The organism is Aeromonas sp. HMWF014 (assembly GCF_963878295.1).
GTDB lineage: Bacteria > Pseudomonadota > Gammaproteobacteria > Enterobacterales > Aeromonadaceae > Aeromonas > Aeromonas popoffii.
Genome location: NZ_CAWNYS010000464.1, coordinates 1 through 10,075, shown reverse-complemented (window position 1 = coordinate 10,075; position 10,075 = coordinate 1). Strand labels below are relative to the sequence as shown.

Sequence of the window (10,075 nt, the reverse complement as noted above, 5' to 3'; positions counted from 1 at the left end):
CCCCGCCAATATGGCGGGGCTTTTTCGTTTCCGTCATCGCCGGGCGCCGTTTCTGCATTTTTTATTCCGGCCCTGCCCATCCGGGACACTGGCTTCCTTTTGTCTTGCCTGCGAATATGGGAAACTAGGCCGCTTGAAGGAGACTCAGTGCATGCGGCTACTCACTCTTATCCTGCTCTTCCTGTTGGGAGGGCTTCAATATGACCTCTGGCTGGGGAAGAATGGCCTGTCCGATTATCACGAATTGTCCGACGCCATCTCCCGGCAGCAGCAGGACAATCTGGTACTCAAGGACCGCAACGACCTGATTTATCGCGAGATTGACGATCTGACCTCGGGTCTTGAAGCCATAGAGGAGCTGTCGCGTAACGATCTTGGCTACATCAAGCAGAGCGAGACCTTCTACCGGATCATCCCCAAGGATAAGGATAAGGACAAGGGCTCCAGCGCGGGAGATGCAGCCTACGATGACTGATCGCCAGACCGGGCTGACCGCCATAGTCCCCGCCGCCGGGATTGGCAGCCGGATGGGCGCCGATTGTCCGAAACAGTATCTGCAACTGGCGGGACAGACCATTCTCGAGCATACCCTCGGCGCCCTGCTGTCTCACCCGGCCATCACCCAGGTGATAGTGGCGCTGGCTCCTCACGATCGCTGGTTTGATGCCCTGCCCGTTGCGACAGACCCGCGTGTCCTGCGGGTAGAGGGGGGCGCCGAGCGCGCCTTTTCCGTTCTCAATGCGCTGCACTTGGCAGAGGGGGAGTGGGTGCTGGTGCACGATGCCGCCCGTCCCTGTCTGACCCACGGCGACCTTGACCGGCTCATCGCCACCGCCATCCCGTGTGGTGGCGCCATTCTGGGTAGCCGGGTGCGCGACACCATGAAGCGTTCAGACGCCATGGGCAACATACTCGGCACCGTCGATCGCGAGCAGCTCTGGCATGCCCTGACGCCGCAGATGTTCCCCAGCCGTACCCTGTTGCGGGCGCTGGAGGAGGGGCTGGCCTTGGGGGCCATCATGACCGACGAGGCCTCCGCCATGGAGCGTGCCGGTTTCACCGTGCGCATGGTGGAAGGGCGTGCCGACAATATCAAGGTGACCCGGCCGGAGGATCTGTCCCTGGCGGGGCTGTTTTTAAGCCAACAGGCATAAGCTCCTCAGTCAGAACAGACTGTCTCGAACAAACAGGCCCGAACAAGGAGTTAGCATGATCCGGATTGGACATGGTGTGGACGTACACAAAATTGATGGGGTTGGTTTCAGCATGTTGGGAGGTTGCCGCTGATGATGCGCATTGGTCATGGTTTTGATGTACACAAATTTGGTGGGCTGGGTCCCTGCATGCTGGGTGGCGTCGCAGTGCCGTACGAACAGGGCCTGCTGGCCCACTCCGACGGCGATGTGGTGCTGCACGCGGTGAGCGATGCCCTGCTGGGCGCCATCGGTGCCGGTGATATAGGCCGCCACTTTCCCGATACCGCCGCGCAATTCAAGGGGATCGACAGCCGGATCCTGCTACGGGACGTATTTGCCCGAGTAAAAAAAGCAGGCTATGTCATCGGCAATCTGGACGTGACCATCATAGCCCAGGCCCCCAAGATGGCACCCCATATCGACGCCATGTGCGCCGTGCTGGCCGCCGACCTGATGTGTGATTTGCACCGTGTGAATGTCAAGGCGACTACCACAGAACAACTCGGGTTTACGGGGCGCAAGGAAGGGATCGCCACCGAAGCCGTCGTCTTACTGGTGAAACAATAATGTTGGAACAACTCAGTTATCTGCATGGGGCGCCCACCGCCCGTGGCATTCTCAAGGCCGAGGCCAGTGATTTCGTGGTGGTTGAGGATCTCGGCTTCGAGCCCTGTGGCGAGGGTGAACACATTTTCGTGCGGGTGCGTAAAACCGGCGAAAACACCGCCTGGGTGGCGGGCCTGCTGGCCGATGCGGCCGGGGTCAATCGCAACGCAGTGACCTGGGCTGGCCTCAAGGATCGCCACGCCGTGACCGAGCAGTGGTTTGGCATTCACCTGCCGGGCAAGAGCGAGCCGGACCTCTCGGTCATCCAGAGCGATAGCATCCAGATCTTGCAAGCCAGGCGCCATAACCGCAAATTGCGGGTTGGTTACCTCAAGGGCAACCATTTCACCCTGCGTCTGACCGGGCTGGAACAGGCCGAGGGACTGGCGTCACGCCTACAGGCTATCGCCAGCCAGGGGGTGCCGAACTATTACGGTGAGCAGCGTTTTGGCCGTGGTGGCAACAACCTGGAAGCGGCCAAGGCGATGTTTGCCGGCAAGCGGATCCATGATCGCAACAAACGCTCCCTCTACCTCTCTGCCGCCCGCAGCATGCTGTTCAATGCCATTGTCAGCGCCCGCATCGAACAGGGGCTGGCTCACCAGCTGCTGGCCGGTGATTGCGTGATGCTCAAGGGCAGCCACTCCATCTTCAGCGAAGAGCTGCTGACCCCTGAGCTCGAGGCCCGTCTCGCCTCCGGTGATGTGCAGCTGACTGCCCCCCAGTGGGGTCGTGGCCGGCTGGCGAGCCAGGGGGCGGCCGCCGAGTTCGAGCAGGCTGTGCTGGTGCCTTACCGCGACTGGTGCGACGGCCTGGAGAAGGCTGGCCTGGATCAGGACCGTCGTCCGCTCCTGCTCAAGCCGGAACAGATGAGCTGGCAGCTGGACGACGAGGCGTTGACCCTGTCGTTCTTCCTGCCGGCCGGCGCCTTTGCCACCAGTGTGGTACGCGAATTAATGCAGGCCGAAGAGGCCGATCATGGTTTCAGGAATCAGTCCGATGCGAATTCTGGTCAGTAATGACGATGGGGTGCATGCCGAGGGGATCCGTGCCCTCAGCGATGCGTTGACGGCCTGCGGTGAGGTCATCGTTGTCGCGCCGGATCGCAACCGCAGCGGCGCGAGTCACTCCCTGACGCTGGAGGTGCCGCTGCGGGTTACTCGTCTCAGCGAAACCGGCTTTAATGGGATCGAGAGCTATGCGGTGAAGGGAACGCCGACTGACTGCGTGCATCTGGCGGTCAACGAACTGGTGCGCCCTGAACCCGACATGGTGGTGGCGGGCATCAACCACGGTGCCAACCTGGGGGATGATGTCATCTACTCGGGCACGGTCGCGGCGGCTACCGAAGGGCGTCACCTCGGCTTTCCCTCGCTGGCCATCTCGCTGGTAGGCAAGACCCACTTCGCCAGCGCGGCCCACTATGCGGCCCTACTGGTGAAAGGCATGATGGTGCACCCGCTGCCCGCCGATCAGATCCTCAACGTCAACGTGCCGGACTTGCCCCTCGAGCAGATCAAGGGGATCAGGGTGACTCGTCTTGGCAACCGTCATCGGGCGGAGTCGGTGATCCGTACCGAGGATCCCCGTGGTCAGCCCATCTACTGGATCGGCCCCCCCGGCAGTCAGCAGGATGCGGGAGAAGGCACGGATTTTGCCGCCATCGAGCAGGGCTACGTCTCGATCACCCCCCTGACCATCGATATGACTGCTTACAGCAGTCTGGCGGGTCTGGGGGCTTGGTTAGACCTGCAGGGATGAAGGTGTGATAGTACAGCGCCTGTTAAACCAGCTGATCGCGCAGGACATTCGTGATTTCCGCGTACTCGCGGCGATTGCGAAAGTGCCGCGCCAGCTGTTTGTGGATGAAGCCATGGCCCACAAGGCTTGGGACAACACGGCGTTGCCCATCGGCCACGGTCAAACCATCTCCCAGCCTTATATGGTGGCGCGGATGACCGAGTTGCTGATCCAGAATGCTCCTGCCCATGTGCTGGAGATTGGTACTGGTTCCGGTTATCAGACGGCGGTGTTGGCGCATCTGGTGGAGCATGTCTACACAGTGGAGCGGATCAAGTCGCTGCAGTTTCAGGCCAGACGCCGGTTGCGGCAGCTCGATCTGCACAATGTTTCCGCCAAGCACGGCAACGGCTGGCTGGGCTGGCCCAACAAGGGGCCGTTTGATGCGATCCTGGTGACGGCGGCGGCCAGCGAAGTGCCCACCGCCCTGACCGATCAACTGGCCGATGGCGGCCGTCTGGTACTGCCGGTGGGGGACAGCCAGCAGATGTTGCAGCTGATCGAGCGATCCGGCTCCCAGCTGACCAGCAAGATCCTGGAGCCGGTAAGGTTTGTTCCCCTGATCGACGGAGATGTTGAGTGACCTTGTTTTCTCGTTTGTACGTGCTGGTGATGCAGTGGGCCCGCCACAAGTATGCCCCTTATTATCTGGCGATCACCGCCTTTGCCGAGTCGGTGTTCTGGCCGATCCCGGTGGACGTGATGCTGGCGCCCATGGCGCTGGCCAGGCCGCACAAGGCGTGGCACTACGCCGCACTGGCGACGATCTTCTCCGTATTGGGGGCGCTGTTTGGCTATGCACTCGGTTATGCCCTGTGGGAGCCCGTGGTGCAGCCGCTGGTTACCTCGGTGGGATATGAAGAGAAGATTAGCCTGGCCCGGCAGTGGTTCGAGCAGTGGGGCATCTGGGTGATTTTTATTGCCAGCTTCACGCCGATCCCCTACAAGGTGTTTACCGTCACGGCAGGCCTGTTGCAAATGGCGCTATTGCCCTTCATCGTGACCTCGTTGATCGGTCGTGGCATGCGCTTCTTTTTGGTCGCGGGCCTGATGCGCTGGGGCGGTGAGAAGATGGAGCGCAAGCTGATGCACTATGTGGATGTGCTGGGCTGGCTCTGTATTTGTTTGGCCGTTGTGGCCTATTTCTGGTTTAGTCGTTAAGGATCCACTATGCGTTCGCGTGTTTGGCAAGGAAGCAGTATCGTCGTGTTGTCATGGCTGCTGCTCGCTTGCTCTTCCAGCAAGACTGCTGCTCCGGTACAGGGATTGGGCAATGATCGCCTTGTCTCGACCGTACCGACTCGTCAGGGGACGGCTCAGCCGGCCATTCAGGGCAACAGCTACACGGTGAAAAAAGGGGATACCCTCTACTCCATCGCCTTCAACTCGGGCAATGATGTACCGTCTCTTGCCAGCCTCAACGGCATCAGCCCTCCCTATAACATCTATCCGGGACAACAGATCCGGTTCGATTCGTCCGCCGGCAGCCAGACGGTTGCACGCAGTGCCGGCACCTATCAGGTTCGCCCTGGGGATACTCTGAGCAGCATAGGCCGTCAGTTTGGCATGTCGAATCAGACGCTGGCACAGAGTAACAGCCTGCAGGCACCCTATGCACTCCAGGTTGGCCAGGTGCTGAATGTGCAGTCTGCCAGCACGGGAGGTAGCCAGATGGTCGCCGCGACCCGTCCGGTCACGCCACAAAGTACCGGCCCCAAACCCCTTGCGACAGCGCCATCAGGTACGACCACCCCATTTATCAAACAGAAAACGATTGCTCAGCCATCTTCAAAAGAATACGCTCAGATCAAAGAACAAAAAACAGACAATAAGCCTCAGTCGAAACTATCTTGGCACTGGCCGACACAAGGCCGGATCGTCGAGGGTTTCTCCGTTGCAGAACAGGGAAACAAGGGCATAGATATCGCTGGTCAGAAGGGGCAACCCGTCTACGCAGCGAGTGGCGGCAAGGTCGTCTATGCGGGTAGCGCACTAAGGGGTTATGGCAAGCTGATTATCCTCAAACATGATGACGACTACCTCTCTGCCTACGCTCACAATGATGAGTTGCGGGTTAGGGAAGGGGATAGCGTCAAGGGCGGAGAAGTCATTGCCAAGATGGGTAGCACGGACGCACCGGATGTGCGATTGCACTTTGAAATCCGGTATCGAGGCAAATCGATAAACCCGATGAGCCATTTGCCAAAGCGTTAACCCCAGAGAGTTAAGCCTTACTCTGGTTCAGGTCAGGGAGACACGCCATGAGCCAAGAACAACTGGTTATGCAGGATGCAGAGTTAGAGTTTGACGCCGAATCCGAGTCCCATGAAGTAGAAGAGTTGGACGAGGTCGTCGCCGAGGTGGAAGAGACCATCTCCGATGAACTGATGGCACCGGAACTGAACAAGGTGATGGATGCCACCCAGCTCTACCTGGGGGAGATTGGCTTCTCCCCCCTCCTCACTGCCGAAGAGGAGGTCTATTACGCCCGTCGTGCCTTGCGAGGTGATAAAGCCGCCCGCAAGCGCATGATCGAATCAAACCTGCGACTGGTGGTTAAAATCGCCCGTCGCTACAACAACCGCGGCTTGGTGCTGCTGGATCTTATTGAAGAGGGCAACCTCGGTCTTATTCGCGCAGTCGAGAAGTTCGACCCCGAGCGCGGCTTCCGTTTCTCCACCTATGCTACCTGGTGGATCCGCCAGACCATAGAGCGGGCCATCATGAACCAGACTCGCACCATCCGTCTGCCCATCCATGTGGTCAAGGAGCTGAACGTCTATCTGCGTACTGCTCGTGAACTCTCTCATCGCCTCGATCATGAACCAACCGCAGAGGACATCGCCTTTGCGCTGGATCGCTCGGTAGACGACGTGAATCGCATGCTCAAGCTTAACGAGAAGATCACCTCGGTGGATACCCCAATAGGCGGAGATCGCGACAAGGCGCTGCTGGATGTGCTCTCTGATGAACGTGGTATGGGGCCCGAGTTGGAGTCGCAGGATGACGATATGCGTGCCAGCATTGTGCACTGGCTGGAGGAGCTAAATCCCAAGCAGCGTGAGGTGCTGGCTCGTCGTTTTGGCCTGCTCGGTTATGAACCGGCCACGTTGGAAGACGTGGGGTCCGAGATCGGCTTGACCAGGGAGCGGGTACGCCAGATCCAGGTGGAAGGACTGCGTCGCCTGCGGGAGATCCTGATGGGGCAGGGGCTCTCCATCGAGGCGCTGTTTCGGACCAACTAGCGAGTACCAATCAGGGCGCATATGCGCTGCTGACAGCAACCAAAAAGGGGCCTTCAGCCCCTTTTTCATTGCAGCCGGATCTGCAGGATCACACCGGATCCAGGGTGTCCAGCGGCCAGCGTGGTACGGCCTTGACCGCCAGCGGCTCGAACACGCCCGCTTTCAGACGCTGCATACCGGCATAGGCGATCATGGCGCCATTATCGGTGCAATATTCGGTGCGTGGATAGAACACCTCACCCTTGAGACTCTCCATGAGCTCGGCCAGTTGGGCACGCAGGTGACGGTTGGCACTGACACCACCGGCCACCACCAGGCGCGTGAGGCCGGTCTCTTTCAAGGCGCGACGGCACTTGATGGCCAGGGTATCGACCACCGCATCTTCAAACGCACGGGCGATATCGGCGCGGGTCTGCTCATCGTCACCGTTGGCGGCGATGGTATTGGCAGCAAAGGTCTTGAGACCGGAGAAGCTCATATCGAGCCCCGGACGGTCAGTCATGGGACGGGGGAAGTGGAAACGTCCGGTGGTGCCCTTCTCGGCCAGACGGGAGAGCAGGGGACCGCCCGGATAATCCAGCCCCATCAGCTTGGCGGTCTTGTCAAACGCCTCACCTGCGGCATCATCGATGGATTCGCCCAGCAGCTGATAGCTGCCGATACCGTCGACCCGCACCAGCATGGAGTGACCACCAGAGACCAGCAGCGCCACGAAGGGGAACTCGGGCGCTCTCTCTTCCAGCATGGGGGCCAGCAGGTGGCCTTCCATATGATGCACGGCGATGGCAGGTTTGTTCCACGCCATCGCCAGCGAGCGGCCTATGGTCGCCCCTACCAGAATGGCGCCAACCAGACCCGGGCCCGCGGTATACGCGATGCCATCAATATCATCTTTGCCCAGTCCCGCCTCTTGCAATGCGGCCTGGATCAACGGGATCGTCTTGCGAACATGATCCCGGCTGGCGAGCTCGGGGACGACGCCACCGTAGTCCGCATGCAGCTTGACCTGGCTGTATAACTGATGGGAAAGGATCCCTTTTTGATCGTCGAAGATCGCGATCCCTGTTTCGTCACAGGATGTCTCTATGCCCAATACACGCATTGCTAAAAAATTTCACTGCTAAAATGAGACGGCTATGGTAACCTTCGCGGGTTTTTTAAACCAGAGCGATCTCTGCGGGTTTACTTTCATTCCCTGTCCAGAGTATAATTTCGCACCATTTTAAGACATGCTGATCGACTGATGGTCAGCTAACAATATATCACTGAGGTGAAAGGCACATGCCAGTAATCAAAGTCCGTGAAAATGAGCCGTTTGACGTTGCTCTGCGTCGCTTCAAGCGTTCTTGCGAAAAGGCCGGTATCCTGTCTGAAGTTCGTAGCCGTGAGTTCTACGAGAAGCCGACTACCATTCGTAAGCGCGCCAAAGCGTCTGCTGTAAAGCGTCACGCCAAGAAGCTGTCTCGCGAAAACGCACGTCGTATCCGCCTGTACTAATCGGGAGATAATGCCGTGTCTCTGAAGGATCAACTCAAGGATCAGCAAAAACTCACCATGCTTGCCAGAGATAAGGCTCGCCTGGGGACGATCCGTTTGTTGATGGCAGAAATCAAGCAGCGTGAAGTTGATTCCCGTATCGAGCTCAATGATGAGGATATCCTCGCTGTCGTGATCAAAATGGTCAAACAGCGCCGCGATTCCATCAGCCAATTTGAAGCTGCCGGTCGCCAGGATCTCGCCGACAAAGAGTCCGCAGAGATCGTTGTGCTGCAGGAATTCCTGCCACAACAGCTGACCGCAGACGAAATTGCCGCACTGATTGAGCAAGCCATCACTGAAAGTGGTGCTGCCGTCATGGCTGATATGGGCAAGGTCATGGCTGTCTTGAAGCCGAAAATTCAGGGACGTGCCGATGTCGGCGCCGTCAGTGCTCAGGTGAAAACCCGCTTGGCGTAACAGGCAACTCTCTTGTTTGGTCGAAGAAGCCGTGCTTCCCTGGGAATGCGCGGCTTTTTTATTTTATCCGCAATGAAACAGGACGGTTATGGCAGGCAGGATCCCACAATCCTTTATCGATGATCTGCTCGTACGCACAGACATAGTCGAGCTGATCGACTCGCGAGTGCGGCTGAAAAAAGCCGGTAAAAACTACCAGGCTTGCTGCCCTTTTCATAACGAAAAAAGTCCCTCTTTTACCGTTAGCCAGGAGAAACAGTTCTACCACTGCTTCGGTTGTGGCGCCCACGGCAACGCCATCGGTTTTGTCATGGAGTACGACGGTCTCGAATTTCCCGATGCCATTGAAGAGCTTGCCAACATGCAGGGCATGCAGGTGCCTCGCGAACAGAGCTTTGGTAGCTCGGCCAATAGCCAACCGGCCGTCAGTAAGGATCTGTTCGAGCTGATGAACCAGATCGCCCGCTTCTACGAGAGTAATCTCAAGAGCGCTCCCCATGCGGTGGAGTACCTCAAAGGGCGCGGTCTGACCGGTGAAGTGGTCAAACGATTCAATATCGGCTATGCCCCCAGCGACTGGGATCAGGTACGCCGCCGCTTTGGCGCCAGCCGGGATCACGAGCAGTTGCTTATCTCGGGGGGCATGCTGATCACCCGTGACAGTGGTCCCGGTAGCTATGACCGCTTTCGTGATCGCATCATGTTCCCGATCCGCGACAAGCGTGGCCGGGTCATCGGCTTCGGTGGGCGGGTGCTCGGTGATGGCACGCCCAAGTACCTGAACTCGCCAGAGACACCCATCTTCCATAAAGGGCGGGAGCTATTCGGTCTCTACGAGGTGAAGCAGGCACACAAGGATCCTCGCAGGATCCTGGTGGTGGAGGGTTACATGGATGTGGTGGCGCTTGGTCAGTACGACATCGATTATGCAGTGGCTGCCCTGGGGACCGCGACAACCAGCGACCATATCCACACCCTGTTTCGTACCACCGCCGAGGTGGTCTGCTGCTACGACGGTGACAACGCCGGTCGTGAAGCAGCCTGGCGAGCGTTGGATAATGCCCTCTCCCATCTGCAGGATGGCCGCGAGCTGAAGTTCGTGTTCCTGCCTGATGGCGAGGATCCCGATTCGCTGGTCCGCCAGATTGGCAAGGAGGGCTTTGAAGCCCTGCTGGACCAGGCCCAGCCTTTCGCCGACTTCATGTTTGAGCGTCTGGGGCGGGATGCGGCACTGTCCGGTGAGGCGGGCAAGTTCGAGGTGGCCAATAAGGC

13 protein-coding genes are annotated in these 10,075 nt (G+C 58.8%); 12 read left to right on the top strand and 1 reads right to left on the bottom strand.

Features of this window, described 5'->3' with window-relative positions; all coding sequences use genetic code 11:
• Positions 1–151 precede the first annotated feature (151 nt).
• The 9 genes from ftsB (at position 152) to rpoS (ending at position 6,847) form a co-directional block, all read left to right on the top strand.
• Positions 152–475, top strand: a complete 324-nt coding sequence (gene ftsB / locus AAC083_RS18230) for a cell division protein FtsB (protein ID WP_108537347.1) — start codon at positions 152–154, stop codon at positions 473–475.
• A complete protein-coding gene (gene ispD, locus AAC083_RS18225; RefSeq protein WP_108537346.1) occupies positions 468–1,154 on the top strand; it encodes a 2-C-methyl-D-erythritol 4-phosphate cytidylyltransferase in 687 nt (228 codons plus the stop codon). The genes ftsB and ispD overlap by 8 nt, the downstream gene beginning before the upstream one ends.
• A 132-nt stretch (positions 1,155–1,286) precedes the next feature.
• Complete coding sequence (gene ispF, locus AAC083_RS18220) at positions 1,287–1,763, top strand: 2-C-methyl-D-erythritol 2,4-cyclodiphosphate synthase (RefSeq protein ID WP_042033760.1); 477 nt, start codon at positions 1,287–1,289, stop codon at positions 1,761–1,763.
• The gene (truD, locus tag AAC083_RS18215) at positions 1,763–2,821 is read left to right on the top strand and encodes a tRNA pseudouridine(13) synthase TruD (RefSeq protein ID WP_042033759.1); all 1,059 of its coding nucleotides are present in this window, start codon (positions 1,763–1,765) and stop codon (positions 2,819–2,821) included. Before ispF ends, truD begins: the two co-directional genes overlap by 1 nt.
• The gene (surE, locus tag AAC083_RS18210) at positions 2,802–3,563 is read left to right on the top strand and encodes a 5'/3'-nucleotidase SurE (protein ID WP_108537345.1); all 762 of its coding nucleotides are present in this window, start codon (positions 2,802–2,804) and stop codon (positions 3,561–3,563) included. The genes truD and surE overlap by 20 nt, the downstream gene beginning before the upstream one ends.
• A gap of 4 nt (positions 3,564–3,567) precedes the next feature.
• Positions 3,568–4,185, top strand: a complete 618-nt coding sequence (locus AAC083_RS18205) for a protein-L-isoaspartate(D-aspartate) O-methyltransferase (RefSeq protein WP_108537344.1) — start codon at positions 3,568–3,570, stop codon at positions 4,183–4,185.
• Positions 4,182–4,763, top strand: a complete 582-nt coding sequence (locus AAC083_RS18200; protein ID WP_042033756.1) for a YqaA family protein — start codon at positions 4,182–4,184, stop codon at positions 4,761–4,763. Before AAC083_RS18205 ends, AAC083_RS18200 begins: the two co-directional genes overlap by 4 nt.
• 9 nt (positions 4,764–4,772) lie before the next feature.
• A complete protein-coding gene (locus AAC083_RS18195) occupies positions 4,773–5,816 on the top strand; it encodes a peptidoglycan DD-metalloendopeptidase family protein (RefSeq protein WP_042033755.1) in 1,044 nt (347 codons plus the stop codon).
• A gap of 47 nt (positions 5,817–5,863) precedes the next feature.
• The gene (rpoS, locus tag AAC083_RS18190; protein WP_108537343.1) at positions 5,864–6,847 is read left to right on the top strand and encodes an RNA polymerase sigma factor RpoS; all 984 of its coding nucleotides are present in this window, start codon (positions 5,864–5,866) and stop codon (positions 6,845–6,847) included.
• An 88-nt stretch (positions 6,848–6,935) separates the two neighbouring features.
• Here rpoS and tsaD read toward each other — a convergent pair whose 3' ends face one another.
• Entirely contained in the window at positions 6,936–7,949 is a 1,014-nt protein-coding gene (gene tsaD, locus AAC083_RS18185; protein WP_043826335.1) for a tRNA (adenosine(37)-N6)-threonylcarbamoyltransferase complex transferase subunit TsaD, read from the bottom strand.
• Positions 7,950–8,128: 179 nt separating this feature from the next.
• Here tsaD and rpsU point away from each other — a divergent pair, with 179 nt between their 5' ends.
• The 3 genes from rpsU to dnaG form a co-directional block, all read left to right on the top strand.
• Entirely contained in the window at positions 8,129–8,344 is a 216-nt protein-coding gene (gene rpsU, locus AAC083_RS18180) for a 30S ribosomal protein S21 (RefSeq protein ID WP_005309452.1), read from the top strand.
• Positions 8,345–8,359: 15 nt separating this feature from the next.
• Positions 8,360–8,803: a GatB/YqeY domain-containing protein gene (locus tag AAC083_RS18175; RefSeq protein WP_108537342.1), complete on the top strand. Its 444-nt coding sequence runs from the start codon at positions 8,360–8,362 to the stop codon at positions 8,801–8,803.
• A gap of 88 nt (positions 8,804–8,891) precedes the next feature.
• On the top strand, positions 8,892–10,075 hold a 1,184-nt coding region (dnaG, locus tag AAC083_RS18170; RefSeq protein ID WP_108537341.1), incomplete at its 3' end, for a DNA primase.

Bases quoted from the DNA above. Each gene is read 5' to 3' on its own strand.
- ftsB (WP_108537347.1), top strand. From the start codon at position 152: ATGCGGCTACTCACTCTTATCCTGCTCTTCCTGTTGGGAGGGCTTCAA.
- ispD (WP_108537346.1), top strand. From the start codon at position 468: ATGACTGATCGCCAGACCGGGCTGACCGCCATAGTCCCCGCCGCCGGG.
- ispF (WP_042033760.1), top strand. From the start codon at position 1,287: ATGATGCGCATTGGTCATGGTTTTGATGTACACAAATTTGGTGGGCTG.
- truD (WP_042033759.1), top strand. From the start codon at position 1,763: ATGTTGGAACAACTCAGTTATCTGCATGGGGCGCCCACCGCCCGTGGC.
- surE (WP_108537345.1), top strand. From the start codon at position 2,802: ATGCGAATTCTGGTCAGTAATGACGATGGGGTGCATGCCGAGGGGATC.
- AAC083_RS18195 (WP_042033755.1), top strand. From the start codon at position 4,773: ATGCGTTCGCGTGTTTGGCAAGGAAGCAGTATCGTCGTGTTGTCATGG.
- rpoS (WP_108537343.1), top strand. From the start codon at position 5,864: ATGAGCCAAGAACAACTGGTTATGCAGGATGCAGAGTTAGAGTTTGAC.
- tsaD (WP_043826335.1), bottom strand. From the start codon at position 7,949: ATGCGTGTATTGGGCATAGAGACATCCTGTGACGAAACAGGGATCGCG.
- rpsU (WP_005309452.1), top strand. From the start codon at position 8,129: ATGCCAGTAATCAAAGTCCGTGAAAATGAGCCGTTTGACGTTGCTCTG.